The organism is Mycobacterium sp. (genome assembly GCF_035633495.1).
Lineage (GTDB): Bacteria > Actinomycetota > Actinomycetes > Mycobacteriales > Mycobacteriaceae > Mycobacterium.
Genome location: NZ_DASQEU010000016.1, coordinates 1 through 24,437 on the forward strand (window position 1 = coordinate 1; position 24,437 = coordinate 24,437).

The 24,437-nt window shown below is 67.4% G+C and carries 20 protein-coding genes and 2 pseudogenes; 15 read left to right on the plus strand and 7 right to left on the minus strand.

What is annotated here, in order from left to right:
* Window positions 1–40: 40 nt before the first annotated feature.
* From VET27_RS02790 to VET27_RS02800, 3 genes are all read left to right on the plus strand, one after another.
* Window positions 41–1,489 carry an AAA family ATPase gene (locus VET27_RS02790; RefSeq protein WP_526514919.1) on the plus strand — a complete coding sequence of 483 codons (1,449 nt, stop codon included), beginning with the start codon at window positions 41–43 and terminating at the stop codon, window positions 1,487–1,489.
* Window positions 1,486–1,740 carry a hypothetical protein gene (locus VET27_RS02795; RefSeq protein WP_526514921.1) on the plus strand — a complete coding sequence of 85 codons (255 nt, stop codon included), beginning with the start codon at window positions 1,486–1,488 and terminating at the stop codon, window positions 1,738–1,740. Before VET27_RS02790 ends, VET27_RS02795 begins: the two co-directional genes overlap by 4 nt.
* 167 nt (window positions 1,741–1,907) lie before the next feature.
* Window positions 1,908–2,804: a helix-turn-helix transcriptional regulator gene (locus tag VET27_RS02800; RefSeq protein WP_526514923.1), complete on the plus strand. Its 897-nt coding sequence runs from the start codon at window positions 1,908–1,910 to the stop codon at window positions 2,802–2,804.
* 123 nt (window positions 2,805–2,927) lie between these two features.
* On the opposite strand, the gene VET27_RS02805 is transcribed toward VET27_RS02800, so the two are convergent.
* Window positions 2,928–6,230, minus strand: a complete 3,303-nt coding sequence (locus VET27_RS02805) for a DNA polymerase III subunit alpha (RefSeq protein WP_526514925.1) — start codon at window positions 6,228–6,230, stop codon at window positions 2,928–2,930.
* A 456-nt stretch (window positions 6,231–6,686) separates the two neighbouring features.
* On the opposite strand from VET27_RS02805, the gene VET27_RS02810 reads away from it, so the two are divergent.
* On the plus strand, window positions 6,687–7,379 hold the full coding sequence (locus VET27_RS02810; RefSeq protein ID WP_526514927.1) for a DUF899 domain-containing protein: 693 nt from the start codon (window positions 6,687–6,689) through the stop codon (window positions 7,377–7,379).
* Here VET27_RS02810 and VET27_RS02815 read toward each other — a convergent pair.
* The gene (locus VET27_RS02815) at window positions 7,376–7,867 is read right to left on the minus strand and encodes a DUF1348 family protein (protein WP_526515137.1); all 492 of its coding nucleotides are present in this window, start codon (window positions 7,865–7,867) and stop codon (window positions 7,376–7,378) included. The genes VET27_RS02810 and VET27_RS02815 overlap by 4 nt on opposite strands.
* 24 nt (window positions 7,868–7,891) lie before the next feature.
* On the opposite strand from VET27_RS02815, the gene VET27_RS02820 reads away from it, so the two are divergent.
* On the plus strand, window positions 7,892–8,593 hold the full coding sequence (locus VET27_RS02820; protein ID WP_526514929.1) for a histidine phosphatase family protein: 702 nt from the start codon (window positions 7,892–7,894) through the stop codon (window positions 8,591–8,593).
* On the opposite strand, the gene VET27_RS02825 is transcribed toward VET27_RS02820, so the two are convergent.
* Window positions 8,590–9,459 carry a MaoC family dehydratase gene (locus VET27_RS02825; protein ID WP_526514931.1) on the minus strand — a complete coding sequence of 290 codons (870 nt, stop codon included), beginning with the start codon at window positions 9,457–9,459 and terminating at the stop codon, window positions 8,590–8,592. The two genes, VET27_RS02820 and VET27_RS02825, sit on opposite strands and share 4 nt — an antisense overlap.
* A 117-nt stretch (window positions 9,460–9,576) precedes the next feature.
* Between VET27_RS02825 and VET27_RS02830 the strand changes: the two genes are divergently transcribed.
* Window positions 9,577–11,595: an SDR family oxidoreductase gene (locus VET27_RS02830; RefSeq protein ID WP_526514933.1), complete on the plus strand. Its 2,019-nt coding sequence runs from the start codon at window positions 9,577–9,579 to the stop codon at window positions 11,593–11,595.
* A 108-nt stretch (window positions 11,596–11,703) separates the two neighbouring features.
* Window positions 11,704–12,693: a nucleoside hydrolase gene (locus VET27_RS02835; RefSeq protein WP_526515139.1), complete on the plus strand. Its 990-nt coding sequence runs from the start codon at window positions 11,704–11,706 to the stop codon at window positions 12,691–12,693.
* A 5-nt stretch (window positions 12,694–12,698) separates the two neighbouring features.
* On the opposite strand, the pseudogene VET27_RS02840 reads toward VET27_RS02835, so the two are convergent.
* From VET27_RS02840 to imuA', 4 genes and pseudogenes are all read right to left on the minus strand, one after another.
* Window positions 12,699–13,118: pseudogene (locus tag VET27_RS02840) on the minus strand (organic hydroperoxide resistance protein); the annotation flags it as partial.
* On the minus strand, window positions 13,115–13,561 hold the full coding sequence (locus VET27_RS02845; protein ID WP_526514935.1) for a MarR family winged helix-turn-helix transcriptional regulator: 447 nt from the start codon (window positions 13,559–13,561) through the stop codon (window positions 13,115–13,117). The pseudogene VET27_RS02840 and the gene VET27_RS02845, both read right to left, overlap by 4 nt.
* Before the next feature lie 40 nt (window positions 13,562–13,601).
* Window positions 13,602–15,191, minus strand: coding sequence for a DNA polymerase Y family protein (locus tag VET27_RS02850; protein WP_526514937.1), 1,590 nt, complete (start codon window positions 15,189–15,191; stop codon window positions 13,602–13,604).
* Window position 15,192: 1 nt separating this feature from the next.
* Window positions 15,193–15,900, minus strand: a complete 708-nt coding sequence (imuA', locus tag VET27_RS02855; protein WP_526514939.1) for a DnaE2-dependent mutagenesis accessory factor ImuA' — start codon at window positions 15,898–15,900, stop codon at window positions 15,193–15,195.
* 306 nt (window positions 15,901–16,206) lie between these two features.
* Between imuA' and VET27_RS02860 the strand changes: the two genes are divergently transcribed.
* The 8 genes and pseudogenes from VET27_RS02860 (at window position 16,207) to VET27_RS02895 (ending at window position 24,437) form a co-directional block, all read left to right on the plus strand.
* Window positions 16,207–16,455: a hypothetical protein gene (locus tag VET27_RS02860; RefSeq protein ID WP_526514941.1), complete on the plus strand. Its 249-nt coding sequence runs from the start codon at window positions 16,207–16,209 to the stop codon at window positions 16,453–16,455.
* Between the two features lie 48 nt (window positions 16,456–16,503).
* Complete coding sequence (locus tag VET27_RS02865) at window positions 16,504–18,141, plus strand: S53 family peptidase (protein WP_526514943.1); 1,638 nt, start codon at window positions 16,504–16,506, stop codon at window positions 18,139–18,141.
* A complete protein-coding gene (locus VET27_RS02870) occupies window positions 18,138–19,367 on the plus strand; it encodes a zinc ribbon domain-containing protein (RefSeq protein WP_526514945.1) in 1,230 nt (409 codons plus the stop codon). The genes VET27_RS02865 and VET27_RS02870 overlap by 4 nt, the downstream gene beginning before the upstream one ends.
* Window positions 19,364–20,083 (plus strand): hypothetical protein, encoded by a 720-nt coding sequence (locus tag VET27_RS02875; RefSeq protein ID WP_526514947.1) that lies wholly within the window; start codon window positions 19,364–19,366, stop codon window positions 20,081–20,083. The genes VET27_RS02870 and VET27_RS02875 overlap by 4 nt, the downstream gene beginning before the upstream one ends.
* Before the next feature lie 116 nt (window positions 20,084–20,199).
* A pseudogene (locus VET27_RS02880) lies at window positions 20,200–21,164 on the plus strand (alpha/beta hydrolase).
* Complete coding sequence (locus tag VET27_RS02885; RefSeq protein WP_526514949.1) at window positions 21,161–21,994, plus strand: SDR family NAD(P)-dependent oxidoreductase; 834 nt, start codon at window positions 21,161–21,163, stop codon at window positions 21,992–21,994. Before VET27_RS02880 ends, VET27_RS02885 begins: the two are co-directional and overlap by 4 nt.
* A gap of 9 nt (window positions 21,995–22,003) precedes the next feature.
* Window positions 22,004–22,936: a ferritin-like domain-containing protein gene (locus VET27_RS02890; protein WP_526514951.1), complete on the plus strand. Its 933-nt coding sequence runs from the start codon at window positions 22,004–22,006 to the stop codon at window positions 22,934–22,936.
* Window position 22,937: 1 nt separating this feature from the next.
* Complete coding sequence (locus VET27_RS02895) at window positions 22,938–24,437, plus strand: flavin-containing monooxygenase (RefSeq protein WP_526514953.1); 1,500 nt, start codon at window positions 22,938–22,940, stop codon at window positions 24,435–24,437.

Genomic DNA, 24,437 nt, shown 5'->3' on the forward strand with positions numbered 1-24,437 from the left:
TGTTGTGGACAGCCTTGCAGAAGGCTGACATCGTTTGCTCATGACGGACGTCGAGGACACATCGGCGGCATCTGGTGCCGTGACGGATTTCCTCGCCTCGGCGGCCATCGACCCGTCGGCGTTGCTGGTGGACGGCGAACCGGGTATCGGGAAGACCAACCTGTGGCTGGCGGCGGTGCAAGAGGCTCGTCGTCGAGGATTTCACGTGATGTCCGCACGCCCAGCCGCCTCGGAATCGGTTCTTGCCTACGCCGCGTTGGCTGACCTACTCGCCGGAGTGGGCCAGGCTGCGGGGACAGACCTTCCGACTCCTCAGCGTTTAGCCCTGGACCGGGTTCTGCTGCGGGCGGATGCCGACCGAGAAGCGACCAACCCCCGTGCCGTCGCGGCGGCCTATCTGTCAGTCCTGGAACGGTTGGCCGAAGACACGCCGGTGCTCATCGCGATCGACGATCTGCAATGGCTGGATGCGTCGAGCAAGATGGCCCTGGCTTTCGCCGCACGCCGACTGTCGGCCCCGGTGAAGATACTGGGTACGATGCGCACCGATCGGCGCGCATCGTCGGCGGTGTCGTGGCTGCAGTTGGCGAGCCCCGCCGCGGTCCGTCGTCTCACGATGGGACCACTGAGCTTGGGCGGCTTGCATGCGGTCGTGGTGCAGCGGCTGGGCCGGTCCTTCTCCCGGCCAGTGATGCTACGGATACACGAGATCTCGGGGGGAAACCCGTTCTACGCGTTGGAATTGGCTCGGGCGATCGTCCCGGGAACGTCACACACAGACGTAGCCTTGCCGAACACGCTGGCCGAAGTAGTCCGCACCCGGATCGGCAACCTCGACCCGGCGGTCAAAGATGCCTTGCTCACCGCTGCCTGCCTGCCCGCACCGACCGTAGAGCTGGTCTCAGCCGCCATCGGAACGGACGCCGATCTGGTCGCGGGGTTGCTGGAGCAGGCCGAAACCGAGGGCATCGTGGTCATCGAGGGGCACCAGCTGCGCTTCGCCCATCCGCTGCTGGCTCGCGGCGTCTATACCGAAGCCCCCCTGGACAGCGCAGGCGAGCGCACCGTGGCCTGGCTGGCGTCGTCGCCGAACCCGAGCTGCGAGCTCGGCATCTGGCGCTGGCGGCCGTCAGCGCCGACCCCGAGACGCTGCAGTCCCTGGATGCGGCCGCCGAATCAGCCCGCCAGCGAGGCGCCCCAGCTGCCGCCGCTGAGCTGCTGGACCTCGCGATCGAGCTCGGCGGTGACACTCCCGAGCGCCGGATCACCGCCGCTCAGCACCATTTCGGCGCCGGCGACCCCGGGCGGGCCCGAGAATTGCTCGAGCAGGTCATCGCCGAGCTGGCCCGCGGCACCTTGCGCGCGACGGCGTTGCGCCTACTCGCGTTCGTCCGGATCTTCGATGACAGCTTCGCCGAGGCAGGCGACCTGTTCGAACGGGCCCTCGGCGAAATCGACGACTGTCTGGCGCTTCGGGTGCAGACGATGATCACGCTGACGTTCGCCCTCTTGAACGCCGGACAGGTCGCCGCCGCCCTCACCCGCATAGGGGAAGCCGTCGCGGACGCGTCACGCTTGGCGCAGCCGCGACTGCTGAGCCAAGCGCTGGGGATGCGCGTCATGGTCCGCTTCATGGCGGGCGACGGGCTTGACGAACCCGGCATCCGGCGTGCTGTCGAGTTGGAGGGCCACGATACCGAGATCCCATTGGCATTCCGGCCGACCATGCGGAGGCCCTGACGTCGGCCTGGACTGGGCAGCTCGATCACACCGCGATCCGGTCGATCCGACGAAGCTGCATTGAACGCGGCGAGGAACACGAACTCACCTTCGTCTCGTTCCACCACGTCCTCATCGAGATCTGACGGGGGGATTTTGCCGCCGCCACCCTGATCGGAGAGGACACCATGGAGCGCGCCGTGCAGCTGGGCGGCGATATGCCACTATTCATCGCCTTGACGCTTCGCGCCACGCTGGGCGCGTACGCCGGCCCGGTCGAGCAGACCCGACTCGATGCGGGTGCCGCGGTCGCGGCCGGTCGGCGGTGCAGCGCGCACACACTCACCGAAGGGCCGATCACGGCGCTGGGGTTCCTCGAGCTGTCCCTGGGTGACCATCGGTCGGCGCTCAAGACACTGCACACGCAGGTTGGCAGGCTCGATGCCGCACCAGACGGTACCGAGATCATCGCCGCCTCGTTCGTGCCCGACGTCGTGGAAGCCATGATCCACCTCAAGCACTTCGCCGACGCCGAGCCGCTCATCGCGCGACTCGAACGCAACGGTCGTCGCCTCGACCGTCCGTGGATGCTGGCCGTCGGCGCCCGCTGCCGTGCCATGCTGCTCGCCGCCCGCGGTGATCACCACGCCGCGAGCACCGCCGTCGAGCAGGCAATGAACGAGCACCGCCGCCTGCCGATGCCCTTCGAGCTGGCCCGCACGCAGCTCCTGCTTGGCCAACTCCAACGCCGCCACGGTCACCAGCAGACGGCCGCGGCGACGCTGCGTGAGGCGTGTGCGACGTTCGCCGACCTCAACACCCCACTGTGGGCCGAGCGCGCCCACCGCGAACTGTCCGCCAACAACAGCGAAGCGCACCGAACCGCCGTGCTCACCCCGGGGGAAGAGCGTGTGACCGAACTCGCCTCGACCGGCCTGACCAACCGCAGAGTTGCCGAAACGCTGTTCATCAGCCCAAAGACGGTCGAAGCAAACCTCGTCCGCATCTACCACAAACTCGGCATCCACTCGCGGGCCGAGCTCGGCCGCCGCATGAGCCAATCCGAAGGATGGACAAACACCTAACGCGTGCGTTCCGGCGATGAGACAACTATGTGTCGCACTGACGGCGTTGTATGTCCGGTGACCGGTGGATGGACCGGAGGAATCCCGTGTCCACCGATCGGGGGAAGCGCGCGACTCCGCTGCTTACTGGAAGTCGCGCGACTTCGACCGCACCCGCAGGTCGATGGGGCTCATCCGGTCGGCCGCCACGGTGACCGCGCCCGTCGCGTTCTGCACGATGCCACGAATCATCAGCGCCGACGCCGTCTGAGCCAGCCTGCGGTGCCGCGCCCACACTCCCCTCGAGCACATCACGTTGACCATGCCCGTCTCGTCCTCGAGGTTCAGGAACGTCACGCCCTGAGCCGTCGCGGGCCGCTGCCGGTGGGTCACCGCGCCCGCGACGAGCACCCGCGTGCCGTCCGGCACCGACAAAAGCCGATTGGCGGGGATGACGCCCACCTCGTCCAGATGGTCACGCAGGAACTGGACGGGATGACTGTCGGGTGACACGCCGGTGGCCCAGACGTCGGCGGCGGCCAGTTCGAGTTCGGTCATGCCGGGTAGCGACGGGACGTGCGACGAGGAGCCGACGCCGGGCAACCGGTCCGGGCGCTCGGAGGCCGCTGCTCCCGCCGCCCACAACCCCTCCCGACGGGTGACCCCGAAGCAGCCGAGCGCCCCCGCGGTGGCCAGCGCCTCGGTCTGCGGCACCGAGAGCTGCACCCTGCCCGCAAGATCGACGAGAGACGTGAACGCGCCGTCGGCCTTTCGCTCCTCGACGATTCGCTCGGCCAACTCGTCACCGATGTTCCTCACGGCGCCAAGCCCCAACCGCACCTCAAGGCCACGGTTCTCCAACGTCGCGTGCGACAGACTGGCGTTCACGTCGGGACCGTGCACCAGCACCCCGTGCCTGCGGGCGTCGGCGACCAGCGACTGCGGCGAGTAGAAACCCATCGGCTGCGCCCGTAGGAGCGCGGCGCAGAACACTGCGGGGTGGTGCAGCTTGAACCACGACGAATAGAACACCAGCGAAGCGAACGACAGCGAATGACTTTCCGGGAAACCGAAGTTGGCGAACGCCTCCAACTTCTCGTAGATCCGGTCGGCGACCTCACCGGTCACCCCGTGCCGCTCCCGCATGCCGTCGTAGAAGCGACCGCGAAGCCGTTGCATCTTCTCCGTCGAGCGCTTGGACCCCATCGCCCGCCGCAGCTGATCGGCCTCAGCCGCGGAGAAGCCCGCGCAGTCGACGGCCAACTGCATCAGTTGTTCCTGAAACAGCGGGATGCCCAACGTCTTCCGCAGCGCCTGCTCCATCGACGGATGGTCGTAGGTCACCGCCTCCTCGCCATTGCGGCGGCGGATGTACGGATGCACCGACCCGCCCTGAATGGGCCCGGGGCGGATCAACGCAACCTCGACCACGAGGTCGTAGAACACCCGCGGCTTCAACCGGGGCAGCGTGGCCATCTGCGCGCGGGACTCCACCTGGAACACCCCGACGGAGTCGGCGCGCTGCAGCATCTCGTACACGGCGGGTTCGGACAGGTCGAGCTTGGACAGATCGACCTCGATGCCCTTGTGCTCGGCGGTCAGGTCGATGGCGTAGTGCAGCGCCGAGAGCATGCCGAGACCGAGCAGGTCGAACTTCACCAAACCGATTGCGGCGCAATCATCTTTATCCCACTGCAGCACGCTGCGGTTCTCCATGCGCGCCCACTCCACCGGGCACACGTCGGCGATCGGCCGGTCACAGATCACCATACCGCCGGAGTGGATGCCCATGTGCCGCGGCAGGTTCTTGATCTGCAGTGCCAGGTCGACCACCTGCTCGGGAACGTCCTCGACGTCGGGCGAGTCGGCAAGCCCGTTCCACCGGCTGATCTGCTTGCTCCAAGCGTCCTGCTGCCCCTGCGAGAAGCCCAGCGCCCTGGCCATGTCGCGTACTGCGCTGCGACCGCGATAGGTGATGACGTTGGCGACCTGGGCGGCGTAGTCGCGGCCATAGCGCTCGTAGACGTACTGAATCGCCTTCTCGCGCAGGTCCGATTCGATGTCGATGTCGATGTCCGGCGGGCCGTCCCGTGCCGGGGACAGGAACCGCTCGAACAACAGCTCATTGGCGACCGGGTCGACGTTGGTGACGCCCAGCGCGTAACAGACCGCTGAGTTGGCCGCCGATCCCCTGCCCTGGCAAAGGATGTCGTTCTCCTTGCAGAACCGGGTGATGTCGTGCACCACCAGGAAGTAACCCGGAAAGTTGAGCTGGGCGATGATCCTCAGTTCGTGCTCGATCTGCGCGTAGGCCAGCGGCGCGCGTTCCGGCGGTCCGTACCTGTTGCGGGCTCCGGTCATCACGAGGTGCCGCAGCCAGCTGTCCTCGGTCTGCCCATCCGGCACGTCGAACGGCGGTAGCTTCGGGGCGATGAGCGCCAGCCCGAACGCACACTGTTCACCGAGCTCGGCAGCGGCCGCCACCGCCCCGGGATGACTGGCGAACAGGTGCGCCATCTCATCCCCCGACCGAAGATGCGAACCACCTAGCGGCGCAAGCCATCCGCTGGCCTCGTCCATCGAGTTGCGCGCCCGGATGGCACCCATCGCCATGGCCAACCTGCCGCGGGCCGGTTCGGCGAAGTGTGCCGCGGTGGTGGCGACGACGCCCAAGCCGAACCGCGGTGCCAACGCCACGAGCTCGGCGTTGCGCTCGTCGTCGAGAGGATGCCCGTGGCGGGTGAGCTCGATGCTCACCCGGTCGGCGCCGAAACGGTCGACCAGGTCGGCGAGCGCCGATTCGGCCGCTGCGGGCCCACCTGTCGACAGAGCTTGGCGCACATGGCCTTTGCGACATCCGGTGAGGACGTGCCAGTGCCCACCGGCGGCCTCGGTCAGCGCGTCGAAGTCGTAGAGGGGCTTGCCCTTCTCGCCGCCCGCCAGGTGGGCCTTGGCGAGCTCGCGTGACAACCGCCGGTAGCCCTCGGGCCCGCGCGCCAGCACCAGCAGGTGCGGCCCCGGCGGATCGGGCACCTCGGTGCGGGCGACGTTTCCCAGCGAGAGCTCGGCGCCGAACACCGTCTGCACGTCGAGCTCCCTGGCCGCCTCGGCGAAACGGACCACCCCGTACAAGCCGTCGTGATCGGTCAGCGCGATGGCCCGAAGATTCAGCCGGGCGGCCTCCTCGACGAGCTCCTCCGGGGTGCTCGCCCCATCGAGGAAGCTGTACGCCGAGTGCGCATGCAGTTCGGCGTACGGCGTCGAGTCGTGAGCCGAGCCGTCCCGCTTCCGATCCGGTGGCTCGTAGCTTCCGCGCTTGCGCGACCAGGCCGGGCTGTCGCCACCGTCACCGGTGGGCTCGGGAAGGCGCGAACCGGCGCGGCGCGGCTTGCTGGTGAGAACGCGCTCCATCTCGGTCCAGCTCGACGGTCCGTCGTTCCATCCCACCCGACAAGAGTAATCGAACGCGTGTTCGAAAGCCATGGTGCCCGGCGCCAGTTCTGCGTGAAGGTCGCGGCGGCGAAGGAATCGCACCCCCCGTGCAGAAGTCGCGGCGGAGATGGGCAAGAAAAGGGGCCCTGGCGCACCGGGACATTCATCGCCGGCGCCGACATCCGTTACCCGATGCCCGGCGCCCGGCCACACGACCTGGCGGGCACCTTCGCCCCCGATCTTGTTCTCGTCGACACCGCGCGGCCCGTCCTACGGGACCTCGCCGACCGTGCCGACATCCGCGAGGCCGCCCGGGGCTGGCACGATCGCCTGGGCCGCAGGAATCGGCAAGCCCGACATGCCGGCCCTGCGGGAAGCGCTCTTCCACTGGTTCGGTGCACCCCGGGCCGATGACTTCGATGCGCGGATCGAGTCAACACACCAGGAGACCCGACGACCGGAGGAATCATCATGACTCAGACGAACTCGACCGCCCTGCCCCCCGTGGCCGACCAAGCCACCTGGCAGGCGGCGCTTGACGAGCTGCGGGCCAGAGAGAAGGCCGCCACCCGCGAGCTCGACGCGATCGCCGCCCAGCGCAGGCGGCTGCCCATGGTCCAGATGCCGGACTACACGCTCATCGGCGCCGACGGACCCCTCCCGCTGGCCGACGTCTTCGACGGCCGCAGCCAGCTCATCGTCTACAACCACATGTGGTCGGACGGCGCGGAGTGGCAGTGCGGCGGCTGCACGGGCTTCACGTCGCAGTTCACCCGACTGGAGTTCCTCGCCAGCTACGACGCCCGGTTCGTCATCGTCACCAACGGGAGCCTCGACGAGGCGCTGGCGTACAAGGAACGGGTCGGCAATCGGATGGACTGGTACTCGTCGTCGGAGAGTTCGTTCGGCGCCGACGTGGGTGCTGCACCCGGAACCGGCTTCGCGGTCAACGTCTTCCTGCGCGACGACGACACCGTCTACCGCACCTGGCACACCAATGGCCGCGGAACTGAACAACTCAGCCACAGCTTCGCCTTGATCGACCTCTTGCCGTGGGGTCGGCAGGAGGAATGGCAGGACTCCCCCGCGGGGTGGCCGCAGGCGCCGACCTACTCCCACTGGCTCGACTCACCCGACATCGCCCGGATGTACGGTGCCGGTTAGCGCACCGGAATGTCTTGACCCCTTTCGGATTCCGGCCGAGGTCCGAAGTACCGACGGTCAGCTTCGCGAACCGCGACGTCGTTCATGCTGGCTTCCCGACGACGCATGAGGCCGCGTTCCTCGAACTCCCACAGCTCGTTTCCGTAGCTGCGCCACCATTGGTCCGCGGTGTCGTGCCACTCGTACTGGAACCGCACCGCGATCCGGTTGCCGTCGAAGCTCCAGAGGCTCTTGCGTAGGACGTAGTCGAGCTCCCGCTTCCACTTGACGGTCAGGAATTCGACGATCTCGGCGCGCCCGGTGATGAACAGGTCGCGGTTGCGCCACACCGAATCCTCGGTGTACGCCAGGCTCACTCGTTGCGCGTCACGGGTGTTCCACGCATCTTCAGCCGCTTGCACCTTGACGATCGCGCTGGCGTGATCGAAGGGCGGAAACGGTGTGCTGTGTCGGTCATGATGGCCATCATCACGGAAGGACTGAACGATTGGTGGCGGTGGCAGGATGCACCCATGACACGACGGATCGCGACCATCGTCCTGGCGGTAGCGACACTCGTCGCCGCGGTGTCCGTGCCCGTGGCCCCGCGATCGTGGGCGACGCCCGATGACGACATCACGTTGACCTTCATCCGCCACGGCCAGTCGGAGGGGAACACGTCGGGCTCTATCGACACGTCGACGCCGGGCCCCGGGCTGACCGACCTCGGGTGGAACCAGGCCCATCAGGTCGCCGCCGACTTCGCCGACGACGGTTTCGACGGCGTCTTCGCCTCGACGATGGTGCGCACCCAGCAGACGGCCGAGTTCCTCGCCGAAGAACTCCACGATCCCGTCGACGTCCTGCCCGGGTTGCGGGAGATCGAGGCGGGCGTCTACGAGGGCCAGCCGGAATCCGCGGGCGCGGGGTTCTACGACGTGCTCAGGCAATGGGCACGAGGGGACCGCAATGCCCGCATTCCCGGGTCGATCGACGGCAACGAGTTCGACGCCAGATTCGACGGCGCCGTCGCCGCGATCCATGCGACGGGCGATCGCCGCCCCGTCGCGTTCTCGCACGGCGGTGCCATCGCCCCATGGACGCTGATGAACGCCGGCAACGCCGATCCCACCCTGCTGGAGGCCGAACCGCTGAGCAACACCGGCTACGTCGTCGTCCACGGAAGCCCTAGTGCGGGTTGGACTCTCGTCGACTGGAACGGCGTCCGCGTCTAGTCCACGTATTCGGCGGTGCCGTCGTCGAGCACCACCCGGGCGTTCGACCCGTCGGCGCCCGCAGCCTCGGTGCGGAACACCGCATGTCCCGGCTCGGTGCGCCACACCGACGTCGTCAGCGTCTCACCCGGGAACACCGGCGACGTGAACCGGGCGCCAACCGCCGTGATCTTGGTGGCGTCATTGCCACCGAGTTCGGCCACCAACACGCGACCGGCCACCCCGTACGTGCAGAGCCCGTGAAGGATCGGCTTGGGGAAGCCCGCGAGGTTCTGCGCAAACCACGGGTCACTGTGCAACGGGTTGCGATCGCCGGAAAGGCGGTAGATCAGGGGTTGGTCCTCGGTGGTCGGCAGAGCGACCTTCGCATCCGGCTCGCGGTCCGGGATCTCCGGAGCGACGGGGCGCTCCCCCGGCTGACCGCCGAAGCCGCCTTCACCGCGGATCACGGCGGTCGACACGGACTCTGCGATCACCTGGCCGGTCTCTGGATCGGTGCCGGTGCCCTTGAGCACCAGGATGGCGTTCTTGCCCTCGCCCTTGTCCTGGATGTCGACGACCTCGGAGGTCACGTTGAGCTTGCCCGACGGAGGCAACGGCGCGTGCAGCCGAATCTGCTGCGAACCGTGCAGCAGCATGGCCCAGTTGAACGACCCCACTTCGGCAGCCCCGCCCCACGCCGGGCAGGCGATGACGGCGTAGGTCGGCAGCACCTGCTGCTCGATGTCGTGGCTGTTCTCGGTCGTGAAGGCCAGATCCTTGGTGCCGGCACCGACGCCGAGCGCATACAACAGGGTGTCGCGCTCAGTCCATTCGAACGGTTGCGGCGCGGTCTTGGCACCGATGGCGTCTGGGTTGATCGGCATGCGTTCTCCCTTGAAGGCGTTGGCGGTCAGTCGGACGATAGCGCGACGACGGCGCGCCCTCCCCGATCGGGTCACACCTGGTTGACCTTTACCGGGACAGGGGTGACCATGACTCGCATGCGCTATGTCGTTACCGGCGGTACCGGGTTCATTGGCCGCCGCGTGGTGTCCTCAATCCTCTCCCGCGACGACGGTTCCGACGTCTGGATCCTGGTGCGACGGGAGTCGCTGTCCCGCTTCGAACGTCTCGCCGAACACTGGGGCGAACGGGCGAAACCCCTGGTCGGGGATCTCACCGCGCCGGACCTCGGGCTCTCCGAGGAGACACTCGCCGAGCTCGGCCCCGTCGACCACGTGGTGCACTGCGGTGCGGTCTACGACATCACGGCGGACGACGACGCTCAGCGCGCCGCCAACGTCGACGGCACCAAGGCGGTCATCGACCTCGCCCTGCGGGTGGACGCCACACTTCACCACGTGTCGTCGATCGCGGTGGCGGGCACGTTCCCCGGTGAATACACCGAGGCGGACTTCGACGTCGCCCAGGACCTGCCGACCCCGTATCACCAGACCAAGTTCGAAGCCGAGATGCTGGTGCGCGCCGCGCCGGGGCTGCGCCACCGCATCTACCGGCCCGCCGTCGTCGTCGGGGACTCCCGCACCGGCGAGATGGACAAGATAGACGGTCCGTACTACTTCTTCGGGCTCCTGGCGAAGCTGGCCGCCCTGCCGAGTTTCACGCCGATGATGCTGCCCGACACCGGCCGCACCAACATCGTCCCGGTGGACTTCGTTGTCGAAGCCGTGGTCGCAATCATGCACGTCCCCGATCGCGACGGGCAGACGTTCCATCTGACAGCGCCGAAATCGATTGGTCTCAAGCACATCTACCGTGGCGTGGCCAAGGAGGCCGGCCTGCCCGAACTCCGCGGCTCGCTGCCCGGGTCGTTGGCGACGCCGTTCCTCAAGGCCTCGGGACGGGCCAAGATCCTGCGCAACATGGCGGCCACTCAACTCGGCATCCCGGCGGAGATTCTCGACGTCGTGGACCTCGCCCCGACGTTCACCTCCCACAACGCGATGGAGGCGTTGCACGGCAGCGGGATACGGGTCCCCGAGTTCTCCGCCTATGCCCCTCGGCTGTGGAGGTACTGGGCCGAGCACCTCGACCCCGACCGGGCGCGCCGTGATGACGCCGCGGGGCCGTTGGTGGGTCGCCACGTCATCATCACCGGCGCATCCAGTGGCATCGGACGTGCATCGGCGATCGCCGTGGCCGAACGCGGTGCGACGGTGTTCGCGCTGGCGCGCAACGCCGAGGCACTCGACGACCTCGTCACCGAGATTCGCGAATCCGGTGGCGACGCCTACGCGTTCACCTGCGACGTCACCGATTCGGCGTCGGTCGATCACACCGTCAAGGACATCCTCGGCCAGTTCGGTCACGTCGACTATCTGGTGAACAACGCGGGCCGTTCGATCCGCCGGTCGGTGTCGGCCTCCACCGACCGACTGCACGACTACGAACGCGTCATGGCCGTCAACTACTTCGGCTCGGTCCGGATGGTGCTCGCATTGCTACCGCACTGGCGCGAGCGCCGATTCGGACACGTGGTCAACGTCTCGAGCGCGGGCGTGCAGGCCAGCAGCCCGAAGTACAGCGCCTACATCCCCAGCAAGGCGGCCCTCGACGCGTTCGCCGAAGTGGTTGGCACCGAAACGCTCTCGGACCACGTCACGTTCACCAGCATCCACATGCCGTTGGTGCAGACGCCGATGATCGCCCCTTCGCGCAGGCTCAACCCGATGCCTGCAATCACCGCCGATCACGCGGCGGCGATGGTGGTGCGCGGCCTGGTGGACAAGCCCGCGCGGATCGACACCCCCGTCGGCACGTTGGCCGACGTCGGCCACTACTTCACCCCGAGACTGTCTCGGCGAATACTTCATCAGCTCTACCTCGGCTACCCGGATTCGGCGGCGGCCAGGGGTGTCACGGCTCCGCACTCCTCTGCACCGTCCGATCGCGATCCGACCAGGCGGCCCAAGCGACCAGCCCGTGCCGCCGTCGCGAAGCTTCGTGCACCGGGACCGCTCAAGCGGGCGGTCCGCCTGGTGCCCGGTGTGCACTGGTAGCGGGCCGGTCCTATCGTTGGCGACGTGACAGGGCTTGAGCGCAGAGGCGAGAGCCCGACGACGCGGCTTCCCGTCTTCGCCGACGTCGACACCGGTGTGGACGATGCGATGGCACTCGCCTACCTGTTGGCCAGTGCGGATGCCGAGATCGTGGGCATCGCCTCCACCGCGGGCAACGTCCCCGTCGATCAGGTCTGCGTCAACAACCTGGGGCTGCTCGCACTCTGCGGGGTGACCGACATCCCGGTGTCCAGGGGCGCCGAACGGCCGTTGACGGCGCCGTTGCGCACCGCCGAGGACACCCACGGTCCAGAGGGGCTCGGATACGCGCGACTGCCCGGCGGGGGCAGACGACTCACCGAATACGACGCGGCCACGGCCTGGGTGCAGGCGGCGCGCGAACACCCCGGCGAACTGGTCGGCTTGGTCACCGGACCGCTGACCAACCTGGCGTTGGCCATGCGCATCGAGCCGAGCCTGCCCCGGCTGTTGCGACGGCTGGTCATCATGGGCGGCGCGTTCGACTACCGCGGCAACACCACCCCCGTCGCGGAGTGGAACATCAGCGTCGACCCCGAGTCGGGCTCCGAGGTGTTCAGCGTGTGGAGTGCGGCATGGGGACTTGACGTACCGACACACCTACCAATCATGTTGGGGCTCAACCTGACTGAGCGTGTCGTCATGACACCTGCGATCCTCAGCAGGTTGGCGGCGGCCGCCGGTTCCGCCACCACCCCGATGAGCGTTCTCGATGACCGCGGCTCGAGGTCGGCGGCATCCAACCCGCTGATTCGCGTACTCGAGGACGCGATGCGCTTCTACTTCGAGTTCCACTTCGACCAGGGCGAAGGCTATCTCGCCCACTTGCACGATCCTCTCGCCGCCGCCGTGGCGCTGGACCCGGAACTGGTCCTCTACCGGCAGGCGACCATCGACGTCGAGCTGACGGGTACCCTCACCCGCGGCATGACCGTGGCCGACTGGCGTGGACACTGGGGCCGATACCCCAACGCGCACATCGGCTTCGAGGTCGACACAGAGGCGTTCTTCGACCGGTTCATCGCGCGGGTGGGCCCCTTCGCCGCAACGCTCGGCTGAGCGCGGTCGACGGTCACCACGAGGGTGACGTCGATGTTGCCCCTCGTGGCATTGGAGTACGGGCAGACCTGATGCGCCTTCTCGGTGAGCTGCTGCGCGGTGGCGCGGTCGACGTTGGGCAGGGTGATCTCCAGTTCCACCGCCAGGCCGAAGCCGCCGTTGTCCAGCTGCCCGATCGAAACCCGAGATCCCACGGCCGAATCCGACACGTCCGCCTTCTCCTGGCGGCCCACGAGTCGCAGCGCCGAATGGAAGCATGCGGCGTAACCGATGGCGAACAGCTGCTCGGGGTTGGTGCCATCGCCGCTGCCGCCCATCTCCTTCGGGATGGCCAGCGCAAGGTCCAGCCGGCCGTCGGCACTGCGGGCATGCCCGTCGCGTCCGTCGCCGGTGGTCAACGCCTCGGCGGTGTACAGGGTCTTCATGGGGTTTCCCTTCCTAGAGATGCGTTGAGCGCATCGGTGAGTTGCCGGACTGCGTCACGCAGGTCGGCGGCCTCTCGTTCGGTCATGCCGGTTGACGAGAAGAGCTGTTCCGGGATGCACTGGGCGCGACGTTCCAATTTGCGTCCGGCGTCGGTGAGGCTGACGTCGACCAAGCGTTCGTCGTCGAGCGATCGCTCGCGCCGGACGAACCCGTTGGCCTCCAACCTCTTCAGCAACGGGGAGAGCGTTCCGGAGTCCAGTTGGAGGCGCTCGCCGAGTTGGCCGACCGTGACGTGCTCCTCTTCCCACAGCACCAGAAGCACCAGGTACTGCGGATAGGTGAGGTTCATCTCGGTCAAGACCGGTCGGTAAGCCGCGGTCATCGCTCGCGACGCCGAGTACAGGGCGAAGCAGAGGTGTTGATCGAGGCTCATCGTGGCCATGCCCAGAACTACAGACCACAATTCAATTGTGTACAACTGATTATTCGTAGACCCCCTCGAGAAACCACTGCCGCTGCCGGTAGCACAGCAGCATCGCCCGATCACCGACGTCGCCTCGACCACCCTGCTCCTCGAGCAGTACCTGCACTCGCGCCGTTCCCCCGGCCTTGCCCGATGCCCCTGGATCCCACCACCTTTCGTCGACGGGCCACGGCCCGGCCCACCACCTCAACCTGCCCGACCTGCCGTCTCCGGTGAGACGGACCGGCTCTGCGGAGAACAACCCCCGGCCCGTCACCCGCACGGCGTTGCCCTCGGCGTCGAGCAGCTCGACCGGATCGTCGAGCAGCACGGTCGGCGCCGGCTCGGGGAGCTGCCCCGGCCAAGGCTGGCCAGGGTCGGCGCGCGGCACCGGTTCGTCTCCCAACGGCGTGAGGGTGATGCGTTCGGCAGGCCCACGACCACCGCTGAGCACCGGCACCTGCACCGAGTCCGGCCCCAGCAGTCCTTGAACCCGCACCAGAGCCCGACGGGCGCGCAACCGGTCGTCGTCACCGGAGGAACCCCACAGCGGCAGCTGCAACGCCGCTGCCGAGACCACCTCCACCGGATGCAGGCGCAACGTGGTGATCGGGGCGGTGGGCCGGTCGTCCGGGTTGCGTCGGTTCAGCCAACCGTCGAGCTGCCAGCGCACCCGGTCGGCCGTGGCATCCTCGGTCAACGGCTCGGCGCACCGCCAGACCCGTTGCATCTCCTCACCGTTGGCAGTGATCGCATGGATCGCCAACCGGGTGCAGCCGACCCCCGCCGCCTCCAGGCTGCGATGCAGTTCACCGGCCAGCGACCGCCCGGCGAAGGCAGCGGCGTCCACTCGATCCACCGGCGGATCGCAGTCCATGACGGCATCGAGATCCGGGGGCGAATCCCGGCCCGACGGCCCGCGAGTGGGCTCCCCGCGAGCGAACCGATGAGCGGTGATCGCATCGGCACCGAAGCGGGATGCCACGTCGGTGCGCGATAGCGCAGCGAACTGACCGATACTACGAATTCCCATGCGCCACAACAGGTCGGACAAATCGTCACGGCCGGGTGCCGCCAGGCTCGGTTCGGTGGCGAGTTGCCGGATCGACAGGCCGGCCAGGAAGGACGCATCCCCGCCGGGCTCCACGATGCAGCCGACGCGGGCGGCGAACACTGCGGTGGACAACTGATCGGCGATGCCGACCTGGCACTCCGCCCCTGCCGCGGCGACCGCGTCGACGAGCCGCTCCGAGGCGGCCTGCTCCGATCCGAAGAAGCGGGCAGCCCCACGCACCGACAACACCAGCAGGCCCGGCCGCAGAACCTCCGCGCGCGGAACGACCTCGTCCACCGCCGCCGTCACGCCTTCGAAGTGTCGGGCATCGCGGCCGGGGTCCGCGGTGACGACGTGCACACGAGGGCAGCGCGCCTGAGCCTCCCTGCGGCGCAACCCCCTTCGCACTCCGGCCGAGCGAGCCGACCCCGAACACGCGACGACGCGATTGGCCAGGGTGACCACTACGGGGTCGGTCGCAGGCAGGTCCGCCGCGGCAGCCGCCGCCACCGCGGGCCAGTCCATGCACCAGATGGCCAGCACCCGGCCGGGCATGTCATCCGCCCACTACCCGAGCATGGCCGACGGACCGACCAGAGGCCCTGGTCGCCAACCGCACCCGACTGATCCGTCCGCACCCCGGCGTGGGTGCACCGGAACCCGCACCCGTTACCTCGTAGCCGCAGACCCTCGACTCCAACCGGGCCGATGCCCCGTGCCAATCCCCGTCGGTGACCAGGAGGGTGCAACCCTTCTGGCGGGCCCTTGCCGTCACCGCACGCGCCCTGCTCGGCGCCACCGATCGACCGCCCAGGCCGAGCACCACCAGATCCAGTCCGTCCATCAACACCGCGGCCACCTCGACCGGATCGGCACCGGGGTCGGGGATCACCGCAAGCCTGCTCAGGTCGGCGCCCATCTCGACGGCGGCAAGCAGACCCACGTCGGGTTGGCCAACTATCGCCGCGTGCCCACCCGCCGCAGTCACCGCTGCCACCAATCTCAATGGCAGCGACCGGGCTCCCGACAACACCGCGACCGCGCCGCGGGGCAACGACTCGGGCAGGAGGTCGGCAAGCGATTCCGGGATGGGCAGCAAAGTTTCCGCGGCGGGAAGCGAGGCGTGTGACGGCATGGATCCACGATGCGTCGAACCCACCGTGCCCGATGCCCTCCCGGATACTTCGGCCATCTTGCGCCGTAGGTGTTCTACCTGTTCAGCGCGATTTAGCGAGTGTTGGTCAACACGCATCACCGCTGTCACATCAGCACCTCTCGCACCATCCGGCTCTCCCGCATCTGATCCCGTATTCGAAAGTATGTTCGATATGACGAGTAAACACTTACCCTCTGACACCGTCAAGCGGGTCACGGGGACCGAGGCGGGGCTGTACGCCACCAGAGAAATGCCTGTGCGGCCGTTTAGTCGATGCATTAGAGTTCGGTCACCGGAACCCGCTTCGGCATGGGGCTGGTGCACGCGTCCAGCACCCTGGAACCGTGCAGAATCGCATGGCGATTCGCCGAAGACCATGCGTTGGCAATTCGGGGATTAGTAAGGAACAGCATCATGAGGTCACATCGTCTGGCTCGCCGTGTCGCGGCCTACGCGGGAGGTGCCGCCATAGTCGCGATGGTCGGTCTGACTGCTGCGTGCGGCGGCGGTTCGGAGAAGGCTCCCGAAACGTCGACCACCACGACCACCACCGCGCCTTCGGTGACGCCCACCGAGAAGTCGATCAACCCCACGGGCGGCAACCTCTTCACGCCTCCGGTCAAGGCGCCGCCCGCGCCGACGGCCATTCCCGGCGACAACTGACATCACGCGTCTCGGCAGTCCATCGCGGGACCGTTTAACGACGACACCATGCCGTCACCGACTGTGACAGCGTCACGGACCAGGCGCACGAGCGTCTGGCCGTGGTTGCTGCCCGTCATCTTGGTTGGCGTACTGGCGCTCGCCTCGGATCTGCGGATCACGCCGAGCGCCGGAACGCCCGACCTCATCGAGGGTCCATTCGCCTCATTGCTGGCTGCCTCAACCGATCTCGGTCCGGCGCGCCGCGATCACGTCCAGCTCACGGCAATGCTGAACGACCACCGTCGTCCCGATGGGTTGATCGGCTGGGCGAGCCAACACGGTCTGTCCGTGCAGTGGCGTGCCAGCGACGGCTGGGCCGTAGTGAAGGGCACGCCCGACCACGTGGCGGATGCCTTCCGCGTCGAGGTACACGACTATCGCGGCCAGCGCGGTCAAGAGTTCTACGCGTCACCGCAACAGCCGGAGGTACCTCCGACACTGCGTGACGAGGTCAATCAGCTGGGCCGAATCCTCAGTTACACACCGCATCACACGTCGCGGCCGGACATCCTGCCGTTGGACGTGCCCGATCGCGGGCTGACGCCCACCGCACTGCTCAACACGTACAACGCGGCGGGCATGGCACGCAGCGGCTTCACGGGCAAGGGCACCACGATCGTGATCTTCGCGTTCAACGGCTTCGCCCAGTCCGACCTCGACGCCTTCGCCACCATGAACGCACTTCCAGCGTTCACTCCGACCGTCGTCGGCGACCAATTGCCCGAACCCTATGGCGAGACCACGATGGATCTCGAAGTCGCACACGCGATTGCGCCGGATGCCCAGAAGGTCGTCGTCAACGCCCGTCCGACCGTCGAGGGCGATGGCGCCTTCCAGAAGATCGGCCAGATGCTGGAGGACACCGACCGTCAGTTCCCCGGCGCAATCTGGAGCCTGTCGATCGGCTGGGGTTGCGACAAGCTGCTCACCGCAGCGGATCTGGCACCGGTTCGCTCCGCGCTTGCCACCGCCCACACCCACGGCACCACGGCTTTCAACGCCAGTGGGGACCTCGCCGGCCTCGAGTGCAAGGGTGGCGACGACTGGGACTCCCCGCCCGGACCGTCCGACGTCGGGCTGGATTCCATTGCCTCCCTTCCCGAGATGACCAGCGTCGGTGGCACCACCCTGTCCACCGATGCCCAGGGCCGGTGGCTGGCCGAGCAGGCGTGGTTCGACGTCCCCCTCTCTCAGGGCACCGGCGGCGGGGTGTCGACACTCTTCGACCTGCCGCCGTGGCAGCGCGTCGCGTCGGGACAGATTCCCGCCGATCGCAATACGGGCAAGCGGCTGACCCCCGACATCTCCGCCGTCGCCGACCCGTTCACCGGGGTGAAGATCGTGCTCAACGGCGACAACGTGGTCGGCGGCGGAACGTCGCAGTCGGCACCCATCTGGGCGGGGCTGGCCGCGGTGATGACTCAGTTCCTGAAGGCCAACGGCGGCAGCGAGATCGGTGACATCAATCCCCTGCTGTACCAAATCGCCGAGGGTGCACCGCTACCCGCGTTCCGCGACGTCACCCTCGGCGGAAATGCGGTCGACATCGCGGGACCGGGCTACGACCTGGTCAGCGGACTCGGCACCCCGGACGTCGACAACCTCGCCCGCAACCTGCTCACTCTCCAGAGGATCACCCAATGAGCACGGAGTCGGAAACAGACGGTGTCACGCCCGGCATGGTCGAGTGCCCGGTGTGCCAGACCGAGGTGCCAGAAGGCGAGTTCTGCGGCCTTTGCGGCCTCACGCTGAAGGAACACGGCATCTCGGGCCCGGGCTGGCTGCGCATCAAGGCCTACAGCGCATCACCCGGTGAACATCTGCTGAGACCGAACATCGTAAGTTCGCTCTTTCCACGCCTGTCCCCCAGTTCGCGCATGCCGTTCCTGCTAGGACTGGGCGTGCTGTTAGCCGCACTGTTGGCCGCCACCCTGTCCCGTCTGCCCGCCGCACTCATCACCGTCGCCGCGCTTGGACTGCCTCTGCTCTTCCTCATCTATCTTCAGGAGTCCGACGTCTTCGACGACGTCCCGACCGGCACCCTGGTGGCGACTGCCGGGTTGGGCATCGGTCTCGGCGTCGGGTGGGTGCTTCTGACTGGAGCGGTGGTCGCGCAGGCCTACGACGTGGGATTGGGCGCAGGCATCGCCGGATCCCGGATTCTTCGTGACGGTCTTGGCATACCCGTAGCCAACTTGCTGCTCATGCTCGCCCCCGCGGTAGTGGTGCGATTGATACGCCCGGGGCAACGGGAATCCCTCGACGGCTTCGCCATCGGCGCACTCGGCGCGCTGATGTTCACGGCCGCAGCGCAAATGACGCGACTGGCCCCGCAATTCGCCGGTGGCATGATCGCCAAGGCCAGGCCGATGAGCGGCTTGATGGTCGAGGCCGGCATCCGCGGTATCGCGGTGCCACTGATGGCGGCCGCGGTGGGCGGCCTCATCGGCACCGCGTTATGGTTCGCAAGACCGGCGAACAAGAAGGAACAGCACCGCAACTACGTGCGCATCGCCTTGACCGTGTTCACGCTCGTGGTCTTGACGATGTACGCCCTACTGGGCCTGGTCGACGTGGCACGATTCCCCCAAATCCTGCAGTTGGCACTGCATCTCGCCGTGTCTGCCGTCGCCGTGCTCGCCTTGCGAATCGGCCTGCAGATGGCGCTGCTGCACGAGGCGCACGACGAGATCCTCTCGGATGAACCCCTCCTGTGTACGCAGTGCGGTCACGTCGTCCCCGACATGGCGTTCTGCGCTGCCTGCGGCGCGGCCACCCGGGCATCCTCCCGATCGTCGCGGAAGGCCCGACGGGACAGCCGGCCGGTGCGCGTCGAGACGGGCCCCGAACCGGGGACGGAAGAGCAGTGACGACGGTTCTCCCCGGCTACTCGACGCAGGCCGGAACCTATACCGCGCCTGCGCTTCCCAAGACCTCGCACCGCAGGCTGCTCATCGTCTGGGTGGCCGCCATCGGCCTCGTCGCGGCAGGCCTGGTCGCACTGTCCGGCGCCATCGAGAAACCGTCGGCAAGGTACGTCTGCCCGCCCGATTGCGGGCGGCCACCGATGGGCCGACCCGTCACCATCAACCCACGCTTCACTGCCCCCGACGGGACGTTCTCGGTCGCCTATCCAGCCGAGGGGTCGGCATACAAGGTCACCCCGGGCGACCGCGGAATCACTGCCGACCTGCTCGCCGGCGACGGCGGCACCATGCGACTCTTCAGCCAGCCCGCCGCCGGTCGCACCCCGCAGCAGATCGCCCACCAACTCGTCAACGAGACCTTCCCCGACAACAAGATGGCCTACGAGATCCCGAATGCCATGGTCGGCTATCAACCGGGGTACGGCCTGGTCGCCGACTGCTGGCCCCAGGGATCCAACGCGAGCTACACCCGGATGCGGGTGGTGGTGATGGTGGCCTTGAAGAACGATCTTGCGCTGGTGGCCGGCGCGGTGGGTCCGTACCACGCCTTTGGGCCGGACTTCGGTTCGGGCAAACCCTCGGCAGCCAACCTCCAACTTGCGCTGGACATGGGCAAGTACGTCAACAGCTTCAGCTGGCGCGGCGACCCGCTGCGCTGAGCCCCCAGGTTCGGCGGCGGTAGTTCGTCGGTGTGAGATGGAACTTGCACGACACAATGTTGACATTGACAAATGTCACCAATTGCTGCTGTACTCCGGTTGTGACGACCGACACGATGCCCACACGAGGATCGAGGCGATCGCGCGGCGCAGCCGCGGTGAGCGGACTGACCCTGCGACAGATCAGCGCGGTGCTGCCGCCCGAGCGGGCGTGGGGATTGTGGACCTCGCGCCGAATCGTCTCGCGGATCATGGACTCCTTCGGCCCTTCCCTGGCGGGTACCGAGGTCGAGAAGGTCGACGTCTGCCTCCGAGACGGCAGGCGCCTCGTCGGTGAATGGGTGCGTGGCGCCGGCGTGACCACCACTGATCAGTGCATCTACTTCCTGCACGGCAGTGGATTCGCCCTGTGCTCACCGCGCACCCACCGCAGGCTGACCGCGTGGTTGTCCCGCCTGACCGGACTTCCCGTGTTCTGCGTCGAGTACCGACTGGCTCCGCGCCACCGATTCCCCACCGCCGCCGTCGACGTCCGCTCGGGTTGGGACTGGCTGTGCCGCGAGAAGGGTTCGCTCCCGACCGAATCGCCATCGCAGGCGACTCGGCGGGCGGACACCTTGCCGTCGACCTGTTGTTGCAGCCCGACGTCGACCACCCGGCTGGACTGACACTGTTGTCCCCGTTGGTCGACCTGACGTTCGGACTCGTGCGCACCCGTGAGGAACTTCGCCGCGGCCCTGCGATCCGCGCCGTCGACGCTGCGAAGATCGTTGGCTTGTACTGCGCGGGAACGGATCTCACGCATCCACGGCTCACCCTCGACGTCGCGGGCGGTCGCAGGCTGCCTCCGACCCTGGTCCAGGCCGGCGGTGGCGAGATGCTGGTCGGGGACGCTCGAAGCCTGGCCGCCGACATTCACGCGGCGGGCGGTGATTGCGAACTGCAGGTCTGGCCCGACCAGGTCCACGTCTTCCAGGCGTTGCCGCGACTCGCACCCGATGCCGCGCCTGCCATGCGACGGGTCGCCGCGTTCATCGCGGAGTCGTTGCAGGCCAATGGAATCGAGCGGGCAGCCGGATGAACCTCTTCAGATCCTCACCCAGGCGCAGCCACGGTGCGGCGGCCGTCATCACTGGCGCAGGCAGCGGCATCGGGGCCGCGTTCGCCACCGAGCTGGCCCGTCGTGGCGGCCGGGTCGTGTGCAGCGACGTCGACGAGGGGTCGTCGCGTGCCACCGCCGATGCCATCGTGGCCGCCGGCGGTCAGGCCACCTCCGTCCGCTGCGACGTCTCGCAGATCGATGACGTCCAACAGCTGGCCAAGGAAGCGCAGTCCCGGCTCGACGGTCCACCGACGCTGATGATCAACAACGCCGGCGTCGGCGCGGGTGGCGCTCCCATCGGCGACATCGACCTCGACGACTGGAACTGGGTTCTCGGCATCAACCTGTGGGGCCCGATCAACGGCTGCCACGTGTTCACGCCGATCCTGCGCGACGCCGGCCGACCGGGCGGGATCATCAACGTCGCGTCGGCCGCGGCGTTCGGCGCCGCACCCGGTATGGCCGCCTACAACGTCAGCAAGGCGGGCGTGCTCTCGCTGTCTGAGACGCTGGCCGCCGAACTGTCCGGCACCGGAATCAACGTCACCGTGCTGTGCCCCACCTTCGTCAAGACGAACATCGTGGAATCCGGACGCATCTCGGCCCGTTCGACGCAGCTTGCCGACCGGCTGATGCGCTGGACCGGATTCTCGCCGGAACGCGTGGCGCGCACCTGCCTGGACACCAACGATCGTGGCGGCCTGTACTGCATGCCCCAACCCGACGCCAGAATCAGCTGGGGCATCAAGCGTTTCACCCCGACGGTCTACACCCGTGCCGCCGGCCTGACCAATCGCGTCACTCAATAGGAGATAGTCATGGCCACCAAGAGAGGTATCGACATGGATGCCATGCTCGCGAAGATCAAGGACCGCCAGTGGGCGCTGGCCGACATCGACTGGGACGCCCCGGGTGCCGAGACCATCAGCGACGAGTTCCGGCCCAAGCTCAAGGCGTTCATGGCGGACCTGTGCTGGATCGAGAACGTCGGTGCCCGCGGGTTCGCCGCGCTGGCCAAGAAGGCGCCGACACCGACGCTCGCCGAGATCTACCGCTACTTCCACGCCGAAGAGCAGCGGCACGCGAACGCCGAACTGGCGCTGATGAAGCGCTGGGCCATGCTCGAGGACGGTGAGATGCCCGAACCGAACATCAACATCCGGCTGGCCATCCAGTGGCTGGACAAGTACTCCGACGACATGTCGCTGTCGATTCTGGGCACCGTCATCCCGATGCTCGAGGTGGCACTCGACGGGGCGCTGCTCAAGTTCTTGCTCGAAGAGGTCCACGACCCGGTGTGCCATCGAGTCTTCGAGAAGATCAACAACGACGAATCACGCCATATCGCAGTCGATTTCGACGTGCTCAACATGATCGGCAATGCGACCCCGCGCCGGTTGGCGATCCAGTTCGTCGGCAATGTCGCCTCCCCCGGGGTGATCCTCGGCGCGCTAATGTACGCGCCCCTGCTCAATCGGATGCGCAACAACATCGTCGAGATGGGCCTCGAGCCCGAGCGCCTCTACAACGCCATGAAGCGCTTCAAGCAACTGGGCGAGCGTGCCGAGTTCACCCGCCGGGTGCCCACGTATCAGCTCCTGAAGTTGCACGCCAGGATGGTGGTCAACCCGAAAAACCCCTACCACTATCTCGCCAACTCGATGGTCTGGCTGTCCGACCGCTACCCGAGCCGGCTGGTCAGCCCGATCCCCAGCTGGTTCAAGGAACTCACCTACGAACCGGCGGCCTGACATGCACGTCTACGACACCCTCATCGTCGGCGCCGGGTTCACCGGCATTGGCGCGGCCATCAAGCTGACCCAGGCCGGGGTCGACGACATCGACATCGTCATCGTCGAACGCGACCAGCGCGTCGGCGGCACCTGGCGAGATAGCACGTATCCCGGCGCGGCATGCGATATCCCGTCGCTGCTGTACTCGTTCTCGTTCGTCGCGAACCCCACCTGGTCGCGTGCCTACTCCCCGGCAGGCGAGATTCGTCAGCACATCGAGGACATGGTGGATCGCTTCGACCTGAGGCGCCATATCCAGTTCGGCGTCGAGGTCAACGGTCTGGAGTTCGACGAGACCGAGGGCGTCTGGAACGTCTCCACCACCGGTCGCGAGCGCTACCGCGCGCGCACCGTCGTGCTGGCCTCCGGTCCACTGCCCGACCACGAGTGGCCCGACGTCCGCGGGCTCGAGACCTACGAGGGTCACAAGATCCACAGCGCACGCTGGGATCACGACTACGACTTCACCGGCAAGCGGATCGCGGTGATCGGCACCGGTGCCAGCGCCGTGCAGATCGTGCCGGAGTTGGTCAAGCAAGCAGCCTTCGTCAAGGTCTTCCAGCGCACGCCGGGATGGGTGATCCCCCGGCTCGACGTGGCCACCCCGGGACGCGCGCAGGAGCTGTTCGCGAAAGTTCCGGCGGCGCAACGGCTTGCCCTCCAGGCATTGTTCTGGGGGCATGAGGCCAGCGCCACGGCACTGGTGTGGAAGTCGCCGCTGAGCTCTCTGGTCGCCCGGTTGGGCAAGGCGCATCTGCGGCGACAGGTGAAGGATCCATGGCTGCGCAGGCAGCTGACGCCGGACTTCACCCCCGGCTGCAAGCGGATGCTGGTGTCCAGCGACTACTACCCGGCGTTGCAACGCGACAACTGCAAACTCATCGACTGGCCGATCGCGACCATGAGCCCGGCCGGCATCCGCACCAGCGACGGCGTCGAGCATCACCTGGACTGCGTCGTGTTCGCCACCGGATACGACGTGCACCTGACCGGTCCGCCGTACTCGGTCACCGGACTCGGGGGCAGGTCACTCGCCGACGAATGGACCCGCGGCGCAAAGGCTTACAAGAGCATCAACGCCAGCGGTTACCCCAATCTGTTCTTCATGACGGGACCCAACTCCGGGCCGGGGCACAACTCGCTGTTGGTGTTCGTGGAGGGCCAGATCGACTACGCCGTCTCGGGCATCACCACGATCCTGCGCGGCGACCTGCGGTACCTCGACGTCCGCGCCGACGTTCAGCGGCGCCACAACGAGCAGCTTCAGAAGCGGCTGACCAAGACCACGTGGATGAGCGGTTGCAACAGTTGGTACCTGACGGCCGACGGTTTCAACGCCTCGATGTACCCGGGGTTCGCGACGCAGTATCTTCGACAGATGCGTGACTTCCGGTTCGGAGACTATGACGCCGTGGCACGCCACGCGCCCGCAGTCGTCGGTATGACGTCGTCGGCCTGA

Excerpts from the sequence above, each read along its gene's own strand:
- VET27_RS02825 (WP_526514931.1), bottom strand. The coding sequence starts at position 9,459 with ATGCCGATCAACCCAGACGCCATCGGTGCCAAGACCGCGCCGCAACCG.
- VET27_RS02800 (WP_526514923.1), top strand. The coding sequence starts at position 1,908 with ATGGAGCGCGCCGTGCAGCTGGGCGGCGATATGCCACTATTCATCGCC.
- VET27_RS02895 (WP_526514953.1), top strand. The coding sequence starts at position 22,938 with ATGCACGTCTACGACACCCTCATCGTCGGCGCCGGGTTCACCGGCATT.
- VET27_RS02835 (WP_526515139.1), top strand. The coding sequence starts at position 11,704 with ATGGCACTCGCCTACCTGTTGGCCAGTGCGGATGCCGAGATCGTGGGC.
- VET27_RS02830 (WP_526514933.1), top strand. The coding sequence starts at position 9,577 with ATGCGCTATGTCGTTACCGGCGGTACCGGGTTCATTGGCCGCCGCGTG.
- VET27_RS02865 (WP_526514943.1), top strand. The coding sequence starts at position 16,504 with ATGCCGTCACCGACTGTGACAGCGTCACGGACCAGGCGCACGAGCGTC.
- VET27_RS02860 (WP_526514941.1), top strand. The coding sequence starts at position 16,207 with ATGAGGTCACATCGTCTGGCTCGCCGTGTCGCGGCCTACGCGGGAGGT.
- VET27_RS02890 (WP_526514951.1), top strand. The coding sequence starts at position 22,004 with ATGGCCACCAAGAGAGGTATCGACATGGATGCCATGCTCGCGAAGATC.
- VET27_RS02790 (WP_526514919.1), top strand. The coding sequence starts at position 41 with ATGACGGACGTCGAGGACACATCGGCGGCATCTGGTGCCGTGACGGAT.
- VET27_RS02885 (WP_526514949.1), top strand. The coding sequence starts at position 21,161 with ATGAACCTCTTCAGATCCTCACCCAGGCGCAGCCACGGTGCGGCGGCC.
- VET27_RS02850 (WP_526514937.1), bottom strand. The coding sequence starts at position 15,191 with ATGCCCGGCCGGGTGCTGGCCATCTGGTGCATGGACTGGCCCGCGGTG.
- VET27_RS02795 (WP_526514921.1), top strand. The coding sequence starts at position 1,486 with ATGATCACGCTGACGTTCGCCCTCTTGAACGCCGGACAGGTCGCCGCC.
- VET27_RS02820 (WP_526514929.1), top strand. The coding sequence starts at position 7,892 with ATGACACGACGGATCGCGACCATCGTCCTGGCGGTAGCGACACTCGTC.
- VET27_RS02810 (WP_526514927.1), top strand. The coding sequence starts at position 6,687 with ATGACTCAGACGAACTCGACCGCCCTGCCCCCCGTGGCCGACCAAGCC.
- VET27_RS02845 (WP_526514935.1), bottom strand. The coding sequence starts at position 13,561 with ATGGCCACGATGAGCCTCGATCAACACCTCTGCTTCGCCCTGTACTCG.
- VET27_RS02870 (WP_526514945.1), top strand. The coding sequence starts at position 18,138 with ATGAGCACGGAGTCGGAAACAGACGGTGTCACGCCCGGCATGGTCGAG.